Below are 21,483 nucleotides of genomic sequence, written 5' to 3'. Positions count from 1 at the left end.
GAGAATTCCACCATGAGCAGCACCTCCACCCGGCCCGTTTCATCCCCCTCCGACGTGACGATGGGGCTTGCGCTGATGTTTCTTTCGGTGATGTTCTCGCCGCTCATCGATATCTTCGCCAAGCTTGCAGTGGTCACCGTGCCCTCCGCCGAGGTCACCGCCGGCCGCTTTGCGGTGCAGGCGCTCTGCATGCTGCCGGTCGTCATCTGGCGGCGCAGCTTTGCCGATTTTTCCTGGCGCCAGAGCCTGTTCCACGCCATCCGCGGCGTGATTATCACCATTTCGATGATTTCCTTCGTCACCACCCTGAAATACATGGCGGTAGCCGACGCGATCGCGATCTTCTTCGTCGAGCCGATCATTGTGACGATCCTCGGCGGCATTTTCTTGAAGGAAACGATCGGCTGGCGGCGTTACACCGCTTGCGGCGTCGGCTTCTTCGGGGCGATGCTGATCATTCAGCCCAGTTTCAACGAAGTCGGCTATGTCGCGCTCCTGCCCGTCCTCACCGCCTTCTGCATCGCCATTTTCGTGCTGATGACCCGCGTCCTGTCCCACAAGGAAGATCCTTGGGCGATGCAGTTCCAGATGGGCATCTGGGGCCTGATTTTCTGCGCCGTCCTGCTTTTTGCCGGCGATGGCAGCGGCTCGGATGTCTTCGATCCCGTCATGCCCCAAGGCAACGCCTGGTTCTATGTCGCCGGCGTCGGCGCCATGGCCGCGATAGCCGGCATCTTCGGCGTCTACGCCTATCGCGCCGCACCGGCGTCGACGCTGGCGCCGCTGCAATATTTCGAGATCGTCTCGGCCACGATCTTCGCCTGGCTTGTTTTCGGCGACTTTCCGGATGCGATCAAATGGCTCGGCATCATGATCATCATCGCCTCCGGCATCTACATCCTGTGGCGCGAGCGCCGCTTTGCTTCCAAACCCGTATCCGATACATCTGAGGCGACGCTGGCGCCGTAGATTGCCTGGGAGGACCATGACCGAGAGCCTGACGAAAAAACCGCCGCTTGCCGGAATCCGGGTGATCGAGCTCGCCCGCGTACTGGCCGGCCCTTGGGCGGGACAGATGCTCGCTGATCTCGGCGCCGATGTCATCAAGGTCGAAAATCCCGACGGCGGAGACGATACGCGCCAATGGGGCCCGCCCTTCGTCGAAGGTGCCGACGGCGAAAATCTCTCGGCCGCCTATTACCACGCCGCCAATCGCGGCAAACGCTCCATTGCCGCCGACCTGAAAAGCCCCGAAGGCCAGGATCTCGTCCGCCGCCTGGTATCCACTGCCGACGTGGTGATCGAGAACTTCAAGCTCGGCGGTCTCGTCAAATACGGGCTCGATTACGAGAGCCTGCGCGGATTGAACCCGAAGCTCGTCTATTGCTCGATTACCGGCTTCGGCCAGACCGGCCCCTATGCAAGCCGCGCCGGCTACGATTACATCGTTCAGGGCATGTCCGGCTTCATGTCGATCACCGGCGAGCCGGACGGCCAGCCGATGAAGGCCGGGGTGGCGATCGCCGATATCTTCACCGGCATCTATGCCGTCTCGGCAATCGAGGCCGCCCTGATCCATGCCTTGAAAACCGGCGAGGGTCAGCTCGTCGACATGGCGCTGCTCGATGTGCAATCGGCCGTGCTCGCCAATCAGAACATGAACTACCTCGTCTCCGGCGCTGCACCGACCCGGCTCGGCAACGCCCATCCGAATATCTCGCCCTATGAGGTCGTGCCGGCGGCCGATGGCTACCTCATTCTTGCCGTCGGCAATGACGGCCAGTTCGCTCGCCTCTGCACCATTCTCGGCCTAGAGACGATCGCCGGCGACGACCGCTTCGCCACCAACAAGGCCCGGGTCGGCAATCGGGCCGAGCTGCGCCGGCTCGTTTCGACCGAGACGCTGAAATGGCAGAAGGCGGGCCTGTTGAAGGCCTGCGAAGAGAACGGCGTACCTGCCGGCGCGATCAATACGATCGAGGAGATGTTCGCCGATCCGCAGGTGCGCGCCCGCGGTCTGCGCATCGACCTTGCCGATGCCGCCGGCACGCTCATCCCCGGGGTCAGGACGCCAGTGGTGCTGTCCGAGACGCCGCTGCATTACGTCCGGCCGAGCCCGCGCCTCGACGAACACAGGGAAGAAATTCTGGCGGAGCTCGCCGAGCGCGAGAGGGAGGCATCGTCATGAAGAAGACCGGTGGAGAACTGATCGTCGAGGCGCTGAAGGCCAATGGCGTCAAACGCCTCTCCTGCGTGCCCGGCGAGAGTTTCCTCGCCGTTCTCGATGCCCTGCGTGACAGCGATATCGATGTCCTCGTCTGCCGCCAGGAGGGCGGAGCGGCGATGATGGCGGATTGCTGGGGCAGGCTGACCGGTGAACCCGGTATCTGCATGGTCACCCGCGGCCCCGGCGCCACCAATGCTTCCGCCGGCCTGCATATATCAAGACAGGATTCGATCCCGATGATCCTCTTCATCGGCCAGGTGCAACGCGAAGCCCGCGAGCGCGAAGCCTTCCAGGAAGTCGAATTCCGCCGCGCCTTCACCGAATTCGCCAAATGGGTGGGTGAGATCGACGATGCCGCCCGCATTCCCGAGTTCGTCACCCGCGCCTTTGCGATCGCAACCTCCGGCCGCCCCGGTCCCGTCGTGTTGACGCTGCCGGAGGATATGCTGCGCGACGAAGTCGAGGCGCCCCGCCCCAAGCGTTACATTAGCGTCGAGGCGCATCCCGGCCGCAGCCAGATCGACGATCTCTATGTCAGACTGCTGAAGGCCGAGCGGCCGATGGTGATCCTCGGCGGCACGCGCTGGGATGCCGATGCCGTCGCCGATTTTGCAGGCTTTGCCGAGCGTTTTCAGCTTCCCGTCGGCTGCTCCTTCCGCCGGCAAATGCTGTTCGATCATCTCCACCCCTGTTACACCGGCGATGTCGGCATCGGCATCAACCCTGTCCTCGCCAAGGAAATAAGGGAAAGCGACCTGCTGATCCTTCTTGGCGGCCGCATGTCGGAAATGCCGTCCTCGTCCTATACGCTGATCGATATCCCCTACCCCCAGCAATCGCTGGTGCATGTCTATCCCGATCCTTCCGAACTGGGACGCGTCTACCGCCCGGATCTCGCCATCTGCGCCGCTCCTTCCGATTTCGTCGCCGCACTCGCCGATCTCGAAGCACCGGCCCAGCCGCACTGGGCGGAGCGCACACAGCGCCTGCACCAGGCCTATCTTTCCTGGTCGAAGCCGCCGGCGACAGGTCCGGGCGCCGTCCATATGGGCCTGATCATGGAATGGCTGGAAGCCAATACCGGGCCAGAGACGATCTTCACCAATGGCGCCGGTAACTACGCCACCTGGCTGCACCGCTTCCATCGTTTCCGTCGTTTCAACACCCAGGCCGCCCCCACCTCGGGCTCGATGGGCTACGGCCTGCCGGCGGCGGTGGCCGCCAAGCGGCTCTTTCCCGAGCGCGAGATCATCTGCTTTGCCGGCGACGGCTGCTTCCTGATGCATGGCCAGGAATTCGCCACCGCCATCCGCTACGGCCTGCCGATCATCGCAATCGTCGTCAACAACGGCATGTACGGCACCATCCGCATGCATCAGGAACGCGAATATCCCGGCCGCGTCAGCAGCACCGATCTGACCAATCCCGATTTCGCCGCCCTTGCCCGCGCCTATGGCGGCCATGGCGAGACGGTGGAGCGTACGGAGGAATTCGCCGCAGCCTTCCAGCGGGCGCGCGATAGCGGCAAGCCGGCGATCATCGAGGTCAAACTCGATCCTGAGGCGATCACGCCGACCCGCACGCTCTCGGAAATCGCGCAAACAAAAAGCCGGTAGACGGGTGACCGACCCCATTCGGGTTGGTCACGCACTTACCGGCTTTCACACATCCTGCAGCGACCTTAGTCGATCGCGGCCGTGACGATGAACTCGACTTTGTATTTCGGCGCAGCGAGCTTGGCTTCGCTGGTGGCACGGGCCGGCGGATTGGCCGGATCGATCCAGGCTTCCCAGGCGGCGTTCATCTCCGCGAAATAAGCAATGTCGGAGAGATAGACGAGGGTCTGGAGGATCTTCGACTTGTTGCTGCCTGATGCAGCCAGCAGGCGATCGACTTCGGCAAGCGCGGATTTGCACTGATCGGTGACGCTTTCGCCCTCGCCGACCTGGCCTGCGAGATAAACCGTGTTACCGTGAATGACGGCGCCGCTCATGCGCGCGCCGATGTCGATACGCTTAATGCTCATCATAGTCTCCTAAGTGAATGGAAGGTGGCTGCGCTGCGGTGCAGCGCCGGAAAATCGGCAGCCGGACCGGGGCCTAGCTGCGGATATGGTGGGTCTTCTGATAGATCGCCGTCGAGCGGGCGCCGGAGCGGCAATAGCCGAGCATCGGCCGCGGGAATTCATCGAGCGCGTCGACCATGCCCTGCACCGCCTCCTCGGTCACGCCCATCGGTCCAACCGGCACATGGGTGATCTCGAGGCCGAGTTCTCGCGCGCGCGCCTCGATGACTGAGAACGAGGTCTGATCCGGGCTCTCATGGTCGGGGCGGTGGCAGACGATCGATTTGAACCCCAGCGCCTTGATCTCGTCGAGATCCTCGAGCGTGATCTGCCCCGAAACCGAATATTCATCGTCGATCTGGCGAATATCCATCGTCCTGTCTCCTCATAAATCCTGGGCTGAAGATCTACGCCGGAGGCCGGCGAGCGTCAACAATACTTCACTCACAGGAAGGCGAAGGTCAGCACGTAGCTACGGCGTTCGCCGGGCGCCAGCATATTGAATTCGCCGGCCGCCTCGAGCTCATCCCGCAACACCCAGCGATGCGAGACCGGCTCTATTCCGATGATATGGGCCGGCGCCTTCTGGTTCCGCCAGACCTGCAGATAGGGCAGCGTATCGGTACGGAAACGCACGCTCAGTGTCCTGTCGCCGATCGCGGCGATCGGTCCGAGACGGACTTCCGCCAGGCCCGCCTCCGTCGCCGGCGCCGACACGCAGAAGATACCGCCCGGCTCGTCGCCGAATGCCCAGGGGAAACCGCCATTTTCCAGCATTCGCCCTTCGAGCCGCGTGCCCGCGTCCAGCCATTTGCCGCCGGTGTTGATGTGATACATCAGGAAGGTCGGCACCGTCCGGTCGCTGATATTGACGACCCGGTCCTCGAGCCGCACTTCGCCGGTTGCCCCGTCGATCCGCCATAGCCGTTCGATGCGCTGCGGCAGTCCCTCGACGGTTACAATATCGATATCGGCGCGGCATTCGGCATTGCCGTTTTCGTATTTCGTCCACAGCACCTTGGCCGGATGGCCGGAGGCCGATCCGTGCAGCGGATAGACCTTCCCGTCGGCCCGATCGGCAATCGGCTGGCGATGGCGGATATGATCCGGCCCGCAGGTGAAGAGGAAGCCTTCGAGCGAGTGATCGATTCGCGGATCGCCGTCATCGGGAATAGCGCGCTTCGGCGCGATGTCGACGCCTTCGACGATGCATCCTGCGATATCCAGCACCGATGTTTCATCGAGCATCAAACGCGGCCCGCTTGCGGCGGCAAATTCGATCATCTTGGGGTCTCCTCAGGGATTTATCGGCCGCCGTAGGGTTAGGTTTCGCACCACCATTCGTCAATCCGCGCCGTTTCCATCTTGTGTTTTTGCCGCAACCATGGATTTTGCGGAACTGACGCAGAGACGCAAACGTTTATGAGTAAAAGGAAATCTTAGTGATTTTCATATTTTGTTCAGCACGGCTTCATAAATTCCACACTAGCGTCAAAATTCGCGGGTGTGTGTCGGCCCAGTCACTGTTCGAGGTGTGAGACGTGAATCGCTTTTTGAAATCGGCATTTTCGCTTGCGGCCGTGCTGGCAGCCTTTGCCGTTACAGCGCCTGAGGCAGGCGCACAGCAGTTCCGCGACCGCCGCCAGAGCGATATCGTGCTGGTCACGCCGAACGGCGAAATCCTCGATTATGTCCCCCGCGGCTTTGCCTATGCCCGCGATCGCAGCGGCAACCGTGTGTTGATCGACGCCTACGGCAACGTCGTCGCCACCGAGATGCGCGCCCGCGGCTACTATCCGCCCCGGCCCGGCCCGCGCGAGGTCTATGCCGACCAGGGTGGCAACGATCCCTATTATGCCGATGACAACCCCTATGGCGACACACGTTATTCCGAGCGCGGCGCCGTCACCGGCGGTATCCCGCGCGATGCAGCGATCGAGCGTCTGCCGCTCGGCGAGGAGCCCTATCCGGACGACAACAGTATCGGCAATCCGCAATCGGGAGACGATTACGCCTCGATCGATCCCGATCAACAGATCCCGCCCGCCGATGCGCCGAAGTCCGCGCCTGACGAGCCCGTGATCACGCTGAAGAACAAGTCAAAGCCCGAGATCGTCGCGCTGCAGGTCTTCCTCGACCGCGCCGGCATTTCTCCCGGCGTCATCGACGGGCATATGGGCTCGAACGTCACCAAGGGCATTTATGCTTACAACCAGATGACGGGGTCAAAACTCGACCCCAACGACACCGATGCGATTCTCGAAGAGCTGCGCATGAACGGCGGTCTGCCCGTTGTCAGCTATACGATCACGCCGGCCGATGCCGCTGGCCCCTTCGTCGCGGAGATTCCGGAAGATTATTCGCATAAGGCGCTGCTGCCGTCGCTCGCCTATACCTCGATTACGGAAATGCTGGCCGAGCGTTTCCATATGGACGAGGCCTTCCTCAAGGAGATGAACCCCGGCGCCGATTTCAGCGTTCCCGGCACGGTGATCAAGGTCGTCAATCCCGGCGAAGCGAAGACCGGGGAGGTCGCCCGCATCATCGCCGACAAGGGGCGCAAACAGGTTTTCGCCTATGACGGCGCCGGCAATCTCATCGCAGCCTACCCGGCTTCGATCGGCTCAACCGACACCCCTTCGCCGTCCGGTACGGTGACGGTCGAGCGCGTCGCGTTCAATCCGGGTTACACCTATAACCCGAAGATCAACTTTCAGCAGGGTGCCAACGACAAGATCCTCAACATTCCGCCCGGCCCGAACGGCCCGGTCGGCACCGTCTGGATGGCACTTTCCAAGCCGACCTACGGCATCCACGGCACGCCCGAGCCCTCCAAGATCGGCCGCACCCAGAGCCACGGCTGCATCCGCCTGACCAACTGGGACGCGACCGAGCTGGCCAAGATGGTCAGGCCGGGCGTGACGGTCGAATTCGTCGACTGAACCACAGTGCAGCCATATGAAAAGCCCGTCGGATCGCTCCGGCGGCCTTTTTCGTTTCATCGCAGGGGATAGTCAGGCGGCCGCCGCCATGCGGGCCGAGGCCGTCAGCCGGACCGGCAGTTTGCGCATCATTTCCTCGGCAAAACAGGTTGCGTTCTCACGCGCCTTGTCGAGATTGCTGACGCGCGCCGGGTCGATCGTATGCAGCGTGCCGCCGCAGTCGAAGATGTCGCGGAAGGCCGAGCGTTCGATGATCGCGGTGTCGAGCACTGGCACGTGCCGCTCGCTGAGCAGCGACTTGACGAGTTGCAGCGCCCGGGTTGTCACCATCGAATTAACGCGGGTCAGCACCACCGAATGGCCGATCTTGATGCCTGCCTTCTCATCCAGGTACTGGAGCAGTTCAAGCACCTGCGCGCCGCCGCGCGCATCCATCGCACAGCCCTGGATCGGGATCAGCACGTGGTCGGAAAGGCCGACGGCGGTGGCGAGCAGCGGATTGCGCGCACCCGGCAGGTCGACGATGAAGTAGTCGGTATTGTGCTTGTTCTCGCTGATATGCTGCGGCAGTGAGGCGGTGGTCACGAAATCGATCACCGAAACATTCGGCACGTGACCTGAGATCTCGTACCACCGCGAAATCCAGTGCTGCGGGTCGGCGTCGAGAATGGTGACTCGGAAACCCTTGCGGGCAAGCTCGGTCGCGAGCAGCAGAACAGCGGTCGTCTTGCCGGCGCCGCCCTTGGTATTTGCGAATGTGATGACAGGCATGTTCGGTCCTCGGAAGGAAATGGTGCGAGCCGGAATTGCTCTTTTACGCACCATCGGAGCATCGTGCGGTTCATCCATCCTTTCTAATCATGGTTAACAAATTCCAAACACACGCGGCGAAATTGCAGCCGGTATTTTTCACATCCCTAAAATTCAGGATCTTCCCAAAACTGAAAAAGCCCGGAAGGCTAAAGCTCTCCGGGCTAATCTGCGGGACAGCTACTCTGATCTCAGAAGCAGTCCCTAAACAGCGCCTTGGTATTTTCGAGCGTCATGGCCACCGGGTTGCCACCCGCGCTCGGATCCTCGATCGCCATGGCCGACAATTCGTCAATGCGGTCGGGGGCGATTCCCATCGCCGTCAGCGTCTCCGGCACGCCGAGTTCGGCGCGAAGCTTCAGCACATAATCGTAGAAGCCGTCGAAACCACCTGAAATGCCGAGATAGGCGGCGGCGCGGCCGATCTTCTCCTCGATCGCCTTGCGGTTGAAGCGCAGCACCGCCGGCATGACAACCGCATTGGTCATGCCGTGATGGGTGTTGTAGACGGCGCCGATCGGGTGTGACAGCGCATGGATGGCACCGAGCCCCTTCTGGAAGGCGACCGCGCCCATGGCGGCGGCGGCCATCATATTGGCCCGGGCTTCGATATCCGTGCCCTCCCTGTAAGCGCGCGGCAGGAATTCCTTGACGAGCCGCATGCCTTCGAGCGCGATGCCAGCCGACATCGGATGATAGAAGGGCGAGGAATAGGCCTCCAGGCAATGGGCGAAAGCGTCCATGCCGGTGCCGGCCGTGATGATCTTCGGCATGCCGACCGTCAATTCAGGATCGGAGATCACAACGCCGGGCAGGAACTTCGGATGGAAGATGATCTTCTTCACGTGCGTGACGGAGTTGGTGATGACGCTGGCGCGGCCGACTTCCGATCCGGTCCCGGCCGTCGTCGGCACCGCGACGATCGGCGCAATGCCCTCGAGGCTCGCCCGCGTCCACCAATCGCCGATATCCTCGAAGTCCCAGACCGGCCGGGTCTGCCCGGCCATGAAGGCGACGCACTTGCCGAGGTCGAGGCCCGAGCCGCCGCCGAAGGCGACGACTCCGTCATGGCCGCCATCCTTGAAGGCCTTGACGCCGGCTTCGAGGTTCTTCTCGTTCGGGTTCGGATCGACGTCGGCGAAGATCGCCCGGCCGAGGCCGGCATCTTCGAGGATGTCGAGTGCGTTCTTGGTAATCGCCATCGAAGCGAGACCGCGATCGGTGATCAGCAGCGGCTTTTTGATGCCGAGGCTCTTGCAGGCGTCGGCCAGTTCGCTAATGCGGCCCCGGCCGAGCTTGACGGACGTGGGATAGCTCCAGTTTGCGGTGATGTTGCTGCTGCTCATGCTGTGACTTTCTTCAGGTGGAAGGATTTCGGACGGGTCAGATTCTGGAAGCCTATGATCGACAGCGAGCCGCCCCGGCCGGTTTCCTTGACTCCGGTCCAGCAAAGCGCCGGATCGAGGTAGTCCGCGCGGTTCATGAAAACGGTGCCGGTTTCGATCTCGCGGCCGAGACGCCCTGCGCGCTCGGCATCTTTGGTCCAGAGCGAGGCCGTCAGCCCGTATTGGCTGTCGTTCATCAAGGCGAGTGCTTCCTCGTCGCTCTTCACCTTCATAATGCCGACCGCCGGGCCGAAGGTCTCTTCGCGCATGAAGCCCATGGAATGTTCGACATCGACGAGAACCTGAGGTGCAAGGTAGGCGCCGCCGTCATCCTCAGGGAAAAGCTTCGGATCGACCAGCGCCTTCGCACCCTTGGAAACTGCATCGGCGATCTGCTCGCGAACCACCTTGGCGAAGCGCTTGTTCGCCATCGGCCCCAGCGACGTCTCGGGATCGAGCGGATTGCCGAGCTTGTAGTTCGACACCCAGGCAACCGACTTCTCGACGAAGGCATCGTAGAGGGATTCGTGCACATAGATGCGTTCGATGCCGCAGCAGCACTGGCCGGAATTGTAAGTGGCGCCGTCCATCAGTGTATCGACGGCCGCCTCGAGATCGGCGTCCTCCATGACGTAACCGGGATCCTTGCCGCCGAGTTCGAGGCCAAGACCGGTGAAGGTACCGGCAGCCGCCCGCTCCATCGACCGCCCGCCTTCGACCGATCCGGTGAAGTTGACAAAATTGAAGCTGCCGGCGGCAATCAGCGCCGAGGTCGTTTCGTGATCCAGGAAGACGTTCTGGAACACGTCCTCGGGAACGCCGGCCTCGACAAAGGCCTGCACCAGCCGCTCGCCCACGAGCAGCGTCTGCGAGGCATGTTTCAGCACCACCGTATTGCCGGCCATCAGCGCCGGCGCGATCGTGTTGATCGCCGTCATATAGGGATAGTTCCACGGCGCGACGACGAAGACGACGCCATGCGCTTCACGCTCGATGCGACGCTCGAAACGATTGCTCTCCTCGACCACCAGCGGTGCCAGCGCATCGGCCGCAATCGAGGCGACATAGTTGGAACGCTCGTTGAAGCCCTTGTATTCGCCGCCGTACTTGACCGGCCGGCCCATCTGCCAGGCAAGCTCCGGCACGACGGTGTCGGACATCTCGTTCAACCGCGCGGCGCCCTTCAGCACCAGCTGCACACGCTCTTCGAGCGGTCGCTTCGCCCAGGCTTTCTGCGCCTTGCGGGCTCGCGCCACCACGTCCTTGGCGGCATCGAGCGAAAGCGCCGGACGCTCCGCGTAAACCGATCCATCGACCGGTGAAATACATTGGATCATTGGCATGATCGATTTCCGTCCTCGTATTGATCAAAAATTCCGTCGAGGGCCATAGCCCCTCATCCGCCTGCCGGCACCTTCTCCCCCCTTGCGGGTCGAAGGGGGATGGCCGCTACCTCTCCATGCCCAGCCCACCTCTCCGATGGCACGTCCCCTCTCCCCGCAAGCGGGGAGTTAGGGTGAGGGGCAGCTAGCCGCAATCTCGTACTAGGCTCTTTCGAACCCGCGCGCCACTTCCCAATCGGTGATGCGGCGGTCGTATTCTTCCTGCTCCCACTCGGCGGCACGGGTGTAATGGTCGATCACATCGTCGCCGAAGGATTTGCGCAGCATCGCCGATTCCGTCATCGCCGTCGTCGCCGCGCGCAGCGTGCGCGGGATTTCGCGAATATCCTTGCCGCCATAGGCGTCGCCGACGAAGGGCGCTTCCAGCTCCATCTTGTTCTCGATCCCATCGATGCCGGCGGCAAGCAGCGCGGCGAAGGCGAGGTAGGGGTTGAGATCGGAGCCGCCGACGCGGCATTCGATGCGGATGCCCTTGGTTTCCTCGCCGCAGAGGCGGTAGCCGGCAGTGCGGTTGTCCTTGCTCCAGATCGCCTTGGTTGGCGCAAAGGTGCCGGCCATGAAGCGCTTGTAGGAATTGATGTAGGGCGCCAGGAAATAGGTGATCTCGCTTGCATGGGCGAGAAGCCCGGCAACGTAATTATGCATCAGCGGCGACATGCCGTATTTGCCGGTATGGTCGAAGAAAAGCGGCTTTTCCTCCAGGCTCCAGAGCGACTGGTGGATATGCGAGGAACTGCCGGCGGCGTTGTAATTCCACTTCGCAAGGAAGGTGATGGCCTTGCCTTTCGACCAGGCGATCTCCTTGCAGCCGTTCTTGATGATCGCATGCCGGTCGGCCATGGCGAGCGCATCGGCATAGCGCACGTTGATCTCCTCCTGGCCGGCGGAAGCCTCGCCCTTGGAGTTCTCGACCGGAATGCCCGCACCCTGCAGCCCGGTGCGGATCGCCCGCATCACCTCTTCCTCCTTGGTGGTCTGGAAGATGTGATAGTCCTCGTTATAGGCGCTGGCGAGCTTGAGGTTGCGGTAGCCCGCCGTATGCGCCGCCTCGTAGCTTTGGTCGAACAGGAAGAATTCGAGCTCGGAGGCCATGTAGGCCTTCATGCCCATGTTCTCGAGGCGTTTCACCTGCTTCTTCAGGATCGCCCGCGGCGAATGGGCGACTTCCTCATGCGTGTGATGGTCGAGCACATCGCACAGCACCAGCGCAGTTCCGTCAAGCCAGGGGATGCGCCGCAAGGTCGAAAGATCCGGCTTCATCGTATAGTCGCCGTAACCCTTTTCCCAACTCGTCGCCTTGTAGCCGGAGACGGTCTCCATCTCCATGTCGGTGGCGATCAGATAGTTGCAGCTGTGCGTCTCCTTCCAGGCACTCTCGACGAAATATTCCGCCTGGAAACGCTTGCCCATCAGCCGGCCCTGCATGTCCACCTGGCAGGCCAGAACCGTATCGATGCGCCCTTCGGCGACATCCTTCCTGAGATCTTCGATTGTGTAGCTGCTGCTCATGTTTGATCCGCCTGACATTGGAATTGAGAAGGTCGGGGCGACGAAAGAGCATGCGCTCGGCCGGATGGCGAGCCTGATGCCTTTTCGTCGAACCGGTGGCGGGGCCGCAGGAGCGGCCCCGCCATTCGAGAGGGAAGTGTCGACGCCTAGTTTTCGCCGCTTTCGCCGACAGCCGCTTCGGCCGCCGCGATCACGGCTTGGCGCTTTGCCACTTCAGCACCGATCGGCGGCCCCTTGAAACGGCGGCTTTCGAAGCCGAACCAGACGATCGCAGTGACCACGAGGAAACCGACGGTGATATAGAGCGCCCACTCGTTCGGCGGCTGGATGCCGAGAACGAAGATCAGGATCATCGCGATGACGCTGAGCACTGCGAAGAGCTTGAACATGCCTTCGCCGAGATTCCACGGTCCCATCTTGTCCCACTTCGCTGTCCCCCAGGCGAACAGACCGAGCGTGATCGGAATCGCGAAGGAGAAGAACAGGAAGATGACCGTGCACGAGACGACGATTGTATAGACCGGCGTATCACCGATCGACACCAGCGAGGAACCCCAGACGAACAGGACCGACAAGATCGAGCCGGTCCAGATCGCAGCCACCGGCGTGCGGTACTGTGGGCTGACTTTCGACAGCGCCTTCGACGCCGGCAGGCCGCCGTCACGCGAGAAGGCGAAGATCATGCGGGAGACCGAGGTGACGGTCGCAAGGCCGCACAGCCACTGGCTGACCAGGATCGCGAGATAAAGGATATCTTTCACGAAGGGAGTGACCTGGCTGTCCATCGCCCAGAAGAACACGTTCCAGCCCTGTTTTGCCGCTTCGTCCATGTTCGGCAGCATCAGAACGAAGGCGCACAGCATGATGTAGCCGAAGAGCGCCGACCACAGCACCGAGGACACCATGCCGCGCGGAACCGATTCTGCGGCTTTGACCGTCTCCTCTGAGGTATGCGCCGAGGCGTCATAACCGGTGATGGTGTAGATCGGCAGCAGCAGTCCGAGCAGGAAGACCCAGGCGCCCGAGGTGGAGGGCCAGACGTTGCCGCCGAGTTCGCCGGAATAGTTGGCGAAGGTAAAAAGGCGGCCGATCTCGTAGGAGGGCGCCGCAATGAGGCAGACGGCCGCCAGGGCGATCGACGTCGCAAAGATCAGATAACCGGAAAAGTCGGTCAGCTTCGCGGTCAGTCCGATGCCCATGTGGTTCACGAGCGCTTGAGCGCCGGTGATGATCACCAGGAAGACGATGCGTACCGTCGTCGTGTCGGTCAGCCCGAGATAGCTGGTGCCGAACGAACCCATAAAGAAATAATAGGTGCCGACATTGATGGCGCCGAGCACGGTGACGAGACCGAGCAGGTTGAACCAGGCGGTCAACCAGCCGGTGAAGCGGTTGCCGAGGATTGAACCCCAGTGATAGAGCCCGCCGGCCGTCGGATAGGCCGAGCTGATCTGCGCCATGGCGATGGCGAAGACGAGCGAGATGAAGCATCCCACAGGCCAGCCGATACCGATCGCCGCTCCACCGGCGCCCGAAGTCGCCTGCGCCAGCGAGTTGATGCCGCCGGAGAGAATGCAGATGATGGAGAATGATACGGCGAAATTCGAGAATGAGCTCATTCGCCGTTCGAGTTCCTGGGCATAGCCCATGGAATGCAGGATGTGCACATCCTGCTTCTTGTCCAGTTCGGTATAGTCCGACATGACTTCCCCCTGTTCACGACCGGCCGCGGAATTGCGGGCCCGTCCAGTGCCAATTGCCCGCGGCGTTTTCGCCGTACGGACGTCCGCAGTTAAACTGCTCCCTCGGGTCTTCTTTTTATCAGGCGTCCAGGCTTTGCTGGAGCAGCCCTTTTAGATAGTCGGCCATGACCCCTTGGCCGACATCGTCTGAAATGAGGTCGTTGCGGACCTCGATCATTACATTGCGCAAGCCGTTCGAAAGCCCGTGCAGGATCAGCGTGTGGGTCACGCCATCCTCGGGTCCGTAAGGTTGGTTGCGTTCCGTCCTGTAGAGCGGCGCCTCGACGGCGGCGTCCAGCATGCGGTCGGCAAGCCGGCTGTCCTCGTCGTGCAATATGCCGAGCTCAACCGGGCGTTCGCGACCGTGATAAACCGGTGTGAAGCTGTGGATCGTCACGATGACGCTGTCCTGCCCCCTCGCCCGGCGATCGCGGATCAGCCCGCGAACGGCATCGTGAAAGGGCACGTAGAGCGCGTCGGTGCGCGCAAGCTTTTCCTCGGCGGTCAAATCCTTGTTGCCGGGAATGGCATAGATCTCGCTTTTCTCAGGCATGGCGCCAGGCGAGCTCGGCGGCCGGTTGCAATCGTAGATGAGCCGGGAGAAACGCTGATAGACAAGCGTCGCATCGAGCCCCTGCGATATGCCGCGAGCGACCGAAAGAGCCCCGGGGTCCCAGGCAATATGGCTTAAGAGCGCTTCGCTGGGCAGGCCAAGATCGCCGAATTGGGTGGGAAGCGTATTCGAAGCATGCTCACAGACGAGAAGCACCGGGCTCCGGCCGCCGGCGCGTTCGATCCCGACGCAATCGCCGTCGGCTTCACTGAGGATTTTCGGCCGGGCCAGCACCAAAGGCGCCACTCCTTAACAAATTCCTTATTAGAAAAGAATTCTTCAGGTTCCGGCGAGTGTCAAGCATCCTCTGAAAATTTCTTTTCATGACAGCAGTTGACATGGATTGTGACAGCGTTGTTAACTTCGATTGGGAAAATGGCGCCAGACCATCCCGGGGAGCGTATCAGGTGACAGTTGCGTCGAAGACGGTTTCGGACGTCATACACTCGCATTTCGGGATGCTGACGCGCGCTGAAAAGCAACTGGCCGAAAGCCTTCTCGACAATTATCCGGTATCCGGTCTCGGCAGCATCACCACCATCGCCGAGAATGCCGGCGTCTCGACGCCGACCGTGGTGCGCATGGTGCAGAAGCTCGGCTTCAAGGGCTATCCGGACTTTCAGGCGCATTTGCATCTGGAGGTCGAGGCGACGATATCGAACCCGATCGCCAAACATGACCGCTGGGCCCAGAACGCCCCGGGCACCCACATTCTCAACCGCTTCGCCGATGCCATAATGGGCAATCTGCGCCAGACGCTGACCGATCTCGACACCGCGACCTTCGACAGCGTCGCCTCGCTGCTCTCCGACCGCAAGCGCGGCCTCTATTTCGTCGGCGGCCGCATCACCGGCGCGCTTGCCGAATATTTCTTCACCCATATGCAGGTGATCCGGCCGGCGACGACGCTGCTGTCTTCCAATTCCAGCAGCTGGCCGCAATATGTCCTCAACATGAATGCCGGCGACATTCTGATCATCTTCGACATCCGCCGCTACGAGCAGGAGATGGTAAGCCTCGCCACCGCCGCCCGCAAGCGCGGCGCCGAAATTGTCGTCTTCACTGACCAATGGGGTTCACCCGCCGCCAAGCTCGCCCGCCACGCCTTCCGCGTCCGGATCGAAGCGCCCTCGGCCTGGGATTCCTCCGTCGTCACTCTTTTCATCGTCGAGGCGCTGATCGAGGCCGTTCAGAACTCCACATGGGACGAGACAAAGGAACGCATGAAGACACTGGAGGGTCTGTTCGAGCAGACCAAACTCTTCCGCAAACCGGGTTAGGAGGGCAAGACCAAGAGGGAGAAAACAATGGCGGATTTTTGCGGAAACAAACCGCGCTGTCGCAAATGGCACATCTGTCACAAGCGCCTGCTATTCATGCAAAATCGCCGTCACGCAGCCGTCACACAAGCTTCATGTAAGCTGATTAACAGATCGCCAGACACTGAAAACCCGAAGGAGAACAACAGTGATCTCTAACATTTCTCGACTTCTGTCGCTTTCTACTGCGATGATCGTGGCTTCGACCGCGATTGCCGCCGCAGAACCGAGCGCTGAACTGATCGCCGCCGCCAAGAAGGAAGGCACGCTGACCACAATCGCTCTCCCGCACGACTGGTGCGGCTACGGCGAGGTCATCGCCGGCTTCAAGGCCAAGTATGGCCTCGAAGTCAACGAGCTGAACCCGGATGCCGGTTCGGGCGACGAAGTCGAAGCCATCAAGGCCAACAAGGGCAACACCGGCCCGCAGGCTCCTGATGTCATCGACGTCGGCCTCTCCTTCGGCCCCTCTGCCAAGAAAGATGGCCTGATTCAGCCTTACAAGGTCTCCACCTGGGATTCGATCCCGGATACGGCCAAGGATCCGGAAGGCTACTGGTACGGTGACTACTACGGCGTTCTCTCGTTCCTCGTGAACAAGGATCTCGTCAAGGAATCGCCGGCCGACTGGGCCGACCTGAAGAAGAGCGACTATGCAAACAGCGTCGCGCTGGCAGGTGACCCGCGCACCGCCAACCAGGCTGTCCAGGGCGTTTATGCCGCTGGTCTTTCCGCATCGGGCGGCGACGCCGCCAAGGCAGGCGAAGAAGGCCTGAAATTCTTCGCCGAACTGAACAAGAACGGCAATTTCGTGCCTGTCGTCGGCAAGGCCGCTCCCTTCGCACAGGGCTCCACGCCGATCATCGTCGCCTGGGACTATAACGCGATGTCCTGGGGTGAAAGCCTGAAGGGCAATCCGCCGTTCGAAGTCGTCGTTCCGAAGACGGGCGTCGTCGCCGGCGTTTACGTCCAGGCAATCTCCGCCTTCGCTCCGCACCCTAACGCTGCCAAGCTCTGGATGGAATATCTCTATTCCGACGAAGGTCAGCTCGGCTGGTTGAAGGGCTATTGCCACCCGATCCGCTTCAACGATCTTGCCAAGAACAACAAGATCCCGAAGGCACTGCTCGACAAGCTGCCGCCGGCAGCAGCCTATGAAAAGGCTGTCTTCCCGACGCTCGAAGAGCAGGCCGCCGGCAAGGAAACCATCACCAAGAACTGGGATAGCGTCGTCGGCGCCAACGTTAAGTAAACTCCGATCCGGCCTCCCCGCCCCTAAAGGCGGGGAGGTTTTCTCACTCCGATGCCCAGGATGAGCTTTTCATGAGTACCGTTTCAACGCCGATGGTGAGCAGCGCCCCCTTGATCAACAAAGACCGCGTGATCGACTGGCTGGGCATTGCACCCTTCATCATTTTTTCTCTGCTGTTCCTGATCATCCCCACGCTCTATCTCGTGGCGGGCGCATTCCTGACGCCCGAGGGCGATTTCACGCTGAAGAATATCGGCGATCTCTTTACTCCATCGATCATGAGCGCCTACTGGATCAGCATCAAGGTCTCGGTGGCGTCCGCTCTCGGCGGCGCGCTGATCGGCTTCTTCCTCGCCTGGGCCGTCGTGCTCGGCGGCCTGCCCGCCTCGGTGCGCTCGACGCTGCTGACCTTTTCCGGCGTCGCCTCGAATTTCGCCGGCGTGCCGCTTGCCTTCGCCTTCCTGGCAACGCTCGGCCGCACCGGCCTCGTGACGGTCTTCCTGCGGGAATGGTTCGGCTTCAATCTCTACGGCACCGGCTTCAACCTGCTGTCCTTCTTCGGCCTCACCATTACCTATATGTATTTCCAGATCCCGCTGATGGTACTGATCCTGACGCCGGCGCTCGACGGCATGAAGAAGGAATGGCGCGAAGCCTCTGAGATTCTCGGCGCCACCAACCGCCAATATTGGACGATGGTCGCGCTGCCGATCCTCTGGCCGAGCCTGCTCGGCACCACGCTGCTTCTCTTTGCCAACGCCTTCGGCGCCATCGCCACCGCCTTCGCGCTGACCGGCAGCTCGCTTAACATCGTGCCGATCCTGCTCTATGCGCAGATCCGTGGCGACGTTCTGCACAATGCCAACCTCGGTTACGCCATCGCGCTCGGCATGATCGTCATCACCGGCGTTTCCAACGTCCTTTACCTCATGCTGCGCGTGCGCGCTGAGCGGTGGCAGAAATGAAAACACAACGCCTTGGAGCCTGGATCGCCATCATTCTTGGCGCATCCTATTTTGTCATTCCGCTGATCGGCACGATCGAGTTCTCACTGCGAATGCGCCGTGGGGAATACAGCCTCGACGCCTATGAATCGGTTTTCTCGGACGCCCAGTTCCACCAGACCTTCGGCTATTCCATGCTGATGGCGCTCCTGACCATCATCTTCGGCATGCTGCTCGTCGTACCGACGGCCTATTGGGTGCGGCTGCGCCTGCCGCAGATGCGCCCAGTCGTCGAATTCATCACGCTGCTGCCTCTGGTCATTCCGGCAATCGTCATCGTCTTCGGCTACCTCAGAATGTACAACTCGTCGTCCTACCTGCCCTTGACGGGTTCGACGACCGGCACCAATGCCCTGCTGGTCTTCTCCTATATCACGCTGTCCCTGCCCTATATGTACCGTGCCGTCGATACCGCCATGCGCGCCATCGATGTCCGCACGCTGACGGAGGCGGCCGAAAGCCTCGGCGCGCGCTGGACGACCATCATGTTCCGCTGCATCTTCCCGAATGTGATGAGCGGCGTGCTCTCCGGCGCCTTTATCACGCTGGCGATCGTCATGGGCGAGTTCACTTTCGCCGCGCTGCTCAACCGCCCGGCTTTCGGCCCGTACCTGCAGCTCGTCGGCGCCAACAAGGCCTATGAGCCTTCGGCGCTCGCCGTCATCGCCTTCTCGATCACCTGGCTCAGCATGGGCCTGCTCAATCTCGTTTCCCGCTTCGGCAAAGCCCGCCCGGCAAAGGCTTAAGGTAACCGGCTCATGTCTTTTCTCACACTGAACAACCTCCAGAAATCCTTCGGCCCGGTTCAGGTCGTCAAGAATTTCAACATGAACATCGAGAAGGGTGAATTCATCTCCTTCCTCGGGCCGTCGGGCTGCGGCAAGACGACGGTTCTGCGGATGATCGCCGGCTTCGAAACGCCGACCGGCGGCACGCTATCCATCAATGGCAAGGACCAGAGCGCGCTGAAGCCGAACCAGCGCAATATCGGCATGGTCTTCCAGGCCTATGCCCTGTTCCCCAACATGTCCGTGCACGACAACGTCGCCTTCGGCCTCAAGGTCGCCGGCGCCCCGAAGCCCGAGATCGACGCGCGCGTCAAGGAAATGCTCGGCCTGATCAAGCTCGATCACCTGGCCGGCCGCTATCCCTACCAGCTTTCGGGCGGCCAGCAGCAGCGCGTCGCGCTTGCCCGCGCCCTCGCCGTCAAGCCGCAGGTGCTGCTGCTCGACGAGCCCCTGTCTGCCCTCGACGCCAAGATCCGTGTGTCGCTGCGCGAGGAAATCCGCCAGATCCAGCAGCAGCTCGGCATCACCACCGTTTTCGTCACCCACGACCAGGAAGAGGCTTTGTCGATCTCCGATCGCATCGTCGTGATGAACGCCGGCAAGGCCGACCAGATCGGCTCGCCTTTCGAAATCTACAACAAGCCGGCGACCCGCTTCGTCGCCTCCTTCGTCGGCACACTGAACCTGATCGAAGCCGAGGTCGTCGATCCCGACGCCAATCTCATCCGGATCGGCGATCAGAAGATCACCCTGAAGCAGTCGGTCGCAGCCCACAAGGCCGGAGAAACCATCTCACTGGCGCTGCGCCCGGAAGCCGGCTCGCTCTCCGACACCGCCAGAAGCGATACGGCGCTGACCGGCCAGGTCGTCTCGGCCCACTTCCTGGGCTCGGTCATCCGCACCCGTATGAATGTCGGCGGCAATGTCATCTCCTTCGACATGTTCAACAGCCCCAGCGTCACCCCACCGCAGGCCGGTGAGACCGTGACGCTGCGTTTCATGGCGGCCGACTTGCTCGTCATCAGCGATTGATTTTGCCGATCCCGCTCATGAAAAAGGGCGCCGCGGAAGCGGCGCTTTTTGTTGAATGACGGAAGAAGGTCAGCGCTGATGCATCTCGCCCGCTAGCGTGCAACGGTTTCGGGAAACGGCGAGCTAAAGCGCGTCGTTGAGTCACGTTTCAGGCGACGCGCTTTGTCTGACGAAGCACCGGCACGGTGTCTCTCTGTGCGCCAGGGGCGAGTTTAACAGAAACGCACCCCAAACTCCGTCATCCTCGGCCTTGAGCCGAGGATCCATCCCCTCCGCTGATGGATGCCTGCATGGATGCTCGGCACAGCGCTGAGCATGACGGAGGATGGGGCGGGCGAAAGGAGCCACAATACCAGCTCATGGCTGAGCGATTGATGCTTCATTTCCCTCAGCGGATCGCCCGGTCATCCACATCGAAGCGATGCACCCGCGCCTGATCCGGCGTGGCGTAGACGATCTCGTCCGGCTCGTACTGGTGTTCGCCGAAGAGGCGGGCGGTCAGCAGGCCGCACTGGTCGGATTCGAGATAGATGATCGTATCAGCGCCGAGATGCTCGACATGCACGACCTTCGCCACCCAGCTCCCCTGCTCGCGCGACAGCGTCATATGCTCGGGACGCACGCCGATTGTCTTGGCGCTGTGATCACCAACCTTTTCGCCCGCGATGAAATTCATCTGCGGCGAGCCGATGAAACCGGCGACGAAGACGTTGGCCGGACGGTTGTAGAGCTCCATCGGCGAGCCGATCTGCTCGATCGTGCCGGCATTCAGCACGACGATCTTGTCGGCCAGCGTCATCGCCTCGACCTGGTCATGGGTGACATAGATCATCGTCGCCTTCAGGCTGCGGTGCAGCCGGGCGATCTCGAGCCGGGTCTGGACGCGCAAGGCGGCATCGAGGTTCGACAGCGGCTCGTCGAACAGGAAGAGTTCCGGTTCGCGCACGATGGCGCGGCCGATCGCGACGCGCTGGCGCTGGCCGCCTGAGAGTTCGGCCGGCCGGCGCGCCAGATACGGCGCCAGCGACAGCATGCCGGAGGCCTTGCTGACGCGCTTGTCGATCTCGCCCTTGGGCGTGCCGGCCTGCTTGAGGCCGAGGCCCATATTGTCCTTGACCGTCAGGTGCGGATAGAGCGCATAGGACTGAAACACCATCGCGATGCCGCGCTTGGCGGGCGGCGTCAGCGTCTCGTCGCGGCCATTGATGACGACGGCGCCCGAGGTGACGTCCTCGAGGCCGGCAATGCTGCGCAAGAGCGTCGACTTCCCGCAGCCCGACGGCCCGACGAAGATGACGAATTCGCCGTCTTTGACTTCAAGGTCGATGCCCTTCAGCACCTCATGCGTGCCATAGGTCTTGCGGATGGATTTGAGTTGAAGCGATCCCACTG

Annotated in this window: 19 protein-coding genes; 9 read left to right on the top strand and 10 right to left on the bottom strand. The window is 61.6% G+C overall.

The features are described 5' to 3' along the window. Positions 1 to 12: 12 nt before the first annotated feature. From PYR71_RS10450 to PYR71_RS10440, 3 genes are read left to right on the top strand one after another with little or no spacing between them, the layout of a single operon-like run. Positions 13 to 969, top strand: coding sequence for a DMT family transporter (locus tag PYR71_RS10450; RefSeq protein WP_275619279.1), 957 nt, complete (start codon positions 13 to 15; stop codon positions 967 to 969). Positions 970 to 985: 16 nt separating this feature from the next. Next, positions 986 to 2,188, top strand: coding sequence for a succinate--glutarate CoA-transferase (gene caiB, locus PYR71_RS10445; RefSeq protein WP_275619278.1), 1,203 nt, complete (start codon positions 986 to 988; stop codon positions 2,186 to 2,188). Then, complete coding sequence (locus PYR71_RS10440; protein ID WP_275619277.1) at positions 2,185 to 3,843, top strand: thiamine pyrophosphate-binding protein; 1,659 nt, start codon at positions 2,185 to 2,187, stop codon at positions 3,841 to 3,843. Before caiB ends, PYR71_RS10440 begins: the two co-directional genes overlap by 4 nt. 65 nt (positions 3,844 to 3,908) lie before the next feature. Here PYR71_RS10440 and PYR71_RS10435 read toward each other — a convergent pair whose 3' ends face one another. From PYR71_RS10435 to PYR71_RS10425, 3 genes are all read right to left on the bottom strand, one after another. Beyond that, a complete protein-coding gene (locus PYR71_RS10435; RefSeq protein WP_275619276.1) occupies positions 3,909 to 4,253 on the bottom strand; it encodes a RidA family protein in 345 nt (114 codons plus the stop codon). 73 nt (positions 4,254 to 4,326) lie between these two features. Beyond that, positions 4,327 to 4,665, bottom strand: coding sequence for a protein tyrosine phosphatase family protein (locus PYR71_RS10430; protein ID WP_012484529.1), 339 nt, complete (start codon positions 4,663 to 4,665; stop codon positions 4,327 to 4,329). Between the two features lie 71 nt (positions 4,666 to 4,736). Then, positions 4,737 to 5,576 (bottom strand): DUF4432 family protein, encoded by an 840-nt coding sequence (locus tag PYR71_RS10425; RefSeq protein WP_275619275.1) that lies wholly within the window; start codon positions 5,574 to 5,576, stop codon positions 4,737 to 4,739. A 257-nt stretch (positions 5,577 to 5,833) separates the two neighbouring features. Between PYR71_RS10425 and PYR71_RS10420 the strand changes: the two genes are divergently transcribed. After that, a complete protein-coding gene (locus PYR71_RS10420) occupies positions 5,834 to 7,234 on the top strand; it encodes a L,D-transpeptidase (protein ID WP_275619274.1) in 1,401 nt (466 codons plus the stop codon). Positions 7,235 to 7,306: 72 nt separating this feature from the next. Here the strand turns inward: PYR71_RS10420 and PYR71_RS10415 are convergent, their stop codons facing one another. The 6 genes from PYR71_RS10415 to PYR71_RS10390 all read right to left on the bottom strand — a co-directional run bounded on the left by PYR71_RS10415 (position 7,307) and on the right by PYR71_RS10390 (position 14,933). Continuing rightward, positions 7,307 to 8,005 (bottom strand): ParA family protein, encoded by a 699-nt coding sequence (locus PYR71_RS10415; RefSeq protein WP_275619273.1) that lies wholly within the window; start codon positions 8,003 to 8,005, stop codon positions 7,307 to 7,309. Positions 8,006 to 8,235: 230 nt separating this feature from the next. Further along, positions 8,236 to 9,390 (bottom strand): iron-containing alcohol dehydrogenase, encoded by a 1,155-nt coding sequence (locus PYR71_RS10410; protein WP_183912629.1) that lies wholly within the window; start codon positions 9,388 to 9,390, stop codon positions 8,236 to 8,238. Then, a complete protein-coding gene (locus tag PYR71_RS10405; protein ID WP_275619272.1) occupies positions 9,387 to 10,772 on the bottom strand; it encodes an aldehyde dehydrogenase family protein in 1,386 nt (461 codons plus the stop codon). The genes PYR71_RS10410 and PYR71_RS10405 overlap by 4 nt, the downstream gene beginning before the upstream one ends. Positions 10,773 to 10,973: 201 nt before the next feature. Beyond that, positions 10,974 to 12,341, bottom strand: coding sequence for a glutamine synthetase family protein (locus tag PYR71_RS10400; RefSeq protein ID WP_275619271.1), 1,368 nt, complete (start codon positions 12,339 to 12,341; stop codon positions 10,974 to 10,976). 146 nt (positions 12,342 to 12,487) lie between these two features. Next, positions 12,488 to 14,044, bottom strand: a complete 1,557-nt coding sequence (locus PYR71_RS10395) for an amino acid permease (protein ID WP_275619270.1) — start codon at positions 14,042 to 14,044, stop codon at positions 12,488 to 12,490. A gap of 118 nt (positions 14,045 to 14,162) precedes the next feature. Continuing rightward, positions 14,163 to 14,933, bottom strand: a complete 771-nt coding sequence (locus PYR71_RS10390; protein WP_275619598.1) for an N-formylglutamate amidohydrolase — start codon at positions 14,931 to 14,933, stop codon at positions 14,163 to 14,165. Positions 14,934 to 15,103: 170 nt separating this feature from the next. Here PYR71_RS10390 and PYR71_RS10385 point away from each other — a divergent pair, with 170 nt between their 5' ends. The 5 genes from PYR71_RS10385 to PYR71_RS10365 all read left to right on the top strand — a co-directional run bounded on the left by PYR71_RS10385 (position 15,104) and on the right by PYR71_RS10365 (position 20,091). Further along, positions 15,104 to 15,976 carry a MurR/RpiR family transcriptional regulator gene (locus tag PYR71_RS10385; RefSeq protein WP_275619269.1) on the top strand — a complete coding sequence of 291 codons (873 nt, stop codon included), beginning with the start codon at positions 15,104 to 15,106 and terminating at the stop codon, positions 15,974 to 15,976. Between the two features lie 187 nt (positions 15,977 to 16,163). After that, the gene (locus tag PYR71_RS10380; protein ID WP_275619268.1) at positions 16,164 to 17,267 is read left to right on the top strand and encodes an ABC transporter substrate-binding protein; all 1,104 of its coding nucleotides are present in this window, start codon (positions 16,164 to 16,166) and stop codon (positions 17,265 to 17,267) included. A gap of 71 nt (positions 17,268 to 17,338) precedes the next feature. Then, positions 17,339 to 18,232 (top strand): ABC transporter permease, encoded by an 894-nt coding sequence (locus PYR71_RS10375; protein WP_183912622.1) that lies wholly within the window; start codon positions 17,339 to 17,341, stop codon positions 18,230 to 18,232. After that, positions 18,229 to 19,017 (top strand): ABC transporter permease, encoded by a 789-nt coding sequence (locus PYR71_RS10370; protein ID WP_183912621.1) that lies wholly within the window; start codon positions 18,229 to 18,231, stop codon positions 19,015 to 19,017. Before PYR71_RS10375 ends, PYR71_RS10370 begins: the two co-directional genes overlap by 4 nt. Before the next feature lie 12 nt (positions 19,018 to 19,029). Further along, on the top strand, positions 19,030 to 20,091 hold the full coding sequence (locus PYR71_RS10365; RefSeq protein WP_275619267.1) for an ABC transporter ATP-binding protein: 1,062 nt from the start codon (positions 19,030 to 19,032) through the stop codon (positions 20,089 to 20,091). Between the two features lie 388 nt (positions 20,092 to 20,479). Here the strand turns inward: PYR71_RS10365 and PYR71_RS10360 are convergent, their stop codons facing one another. Beyond that, on the bottom strand, positions 20,480 to 21,481 hold the full coding sequence (locus tag PYR71_RS10360) for an ABC transporter ATP-binding protein (protein WP_275619266.1): 1,002 nt from the start codon (positions 21,479 to 21,481) through the stop codon (positions 20,480 to 20,482). Positions 21,482 to 21,483 lie beyond the last annotated feature (2 nt).

This window comes from Rhizobium mulingense (assembly GCF_029194105.1).
GTDB lineage: Bacteria > Pseudomonadota > Alphaproteobacteria > Rhizobiales > Rhizobiaceae > Rhizobium > Rhizobium mulingense.
Note: the sequence above shows the minus strand (reverse complement) of the source record. Positions and strands in the feature narration are given on the sequence as shown.

What these genes read in the sequence shown, in the direction of transcription:
- PYR71_RS10450 (WP_275619279.1), top strand. Translation starts at nt 13, where the DNA reads ATGAGCAGCACCTCCACCCGGCCCGTTTCATCCCCCTCCGACGTGACG.
- caiB (WP_275619278.1), top strand. Translation starts at nt 986, where the DNA reads ATGACCGAGAGCCTGACGAAAAAACCGCCGCTTGCCGGAATCCGGGTG.
- PYR71_RS10440 (WP_275619277.1), top strand. Translation starts at nt 2,185, where the DNA reads ATGAAGAAGACCGGTGGAGAACTGATCGTCGAGGCGCTGAAGGCCAAT.
- PYR71_RS10435 (WP_275619276.1), bottom strand. Translation starts at nt 4,253, where the DNA reads ATGAGCATTAAGCGTATCGACATCGGCGCGCGCATGAGCGGCGCCGTC.
- PYR71_RS10430 (WP_012484529.1), bottom strand. Translation starts at nt 4,665, where the DNA reads ATGGATATTCGCCAGATCGACGATGAATATTCGGTTTCGGGGCAGATC.
- PYR71_RS10425 (WP_275619275.1), bottom strand. Translation starts at nt 5,576, where the DNA reads ATGATCGAATTTGCCGCCGCAAGCGGGCCGCGTTTGATGCTCGATGAA.
- PYR71_RS10415 (WP_275619273.1), bottom strand. Translation starts at nt 8,005, where the DNA reads ATGCCTGTCATCACATTCGCAAATACCAAGGGCGGCGCCGGCAAGACG.
- PYR71_RS10410 (WP_183912629.1), bottom strand. Translation starts at nt 9,390, where the DNA reads ATGAGCAGCAGCAACATCACCGCAAACTGGAGCTATCCCACGTCCGTC.
- PYR71_RS10405 (WP_275619272.1), bottom strand. Translation starts at nt 10,772, where the DNA reads ATGCCAATGATCCAATGTATTTCACCGGTCGATGGATCGGTTTACGCG.
- PYR71_RS10400 (WP_275619271.1), bottom strand. Translation starts at nt 12,341, where the DNA reads ATGAGCAGCAGCTACACAATCGAAGATCTCAGGAAGGATGTCGCCGAA.
- PYR71_RS10395 (WP_275619270.1), bottom strand. Translation starts at nt 14,044, where the DNA reads ATGTCGGACTATACCGAACTGGACAAGAAGCAGGATGTGCACATCCTG.
- PYR71_RS10375 (WP_183912622.1), top strand. Translation starts at nt 17,339, where the DNA reads ATGAGTACCGTTTCAACGCCGATGGTGAGCAGCGCCCCCTTGATCAAC.
- PYR71_RS10370 (WP_183912621.1), top strand. Translation starts at nt 18,229, where the DNA reads ATGAAAACACAACGCCTTGGAGCCTGGATCGCCATCATTCTTGGCGCA.
- PYR71_RS10365 (WP_275619267.1), top strand. Translation starts at nt 19,030, where the DNA reads ATGTCTTTTCTCACACTGAACAACCTCCAGAAATCCTTCGGCCCGGTT.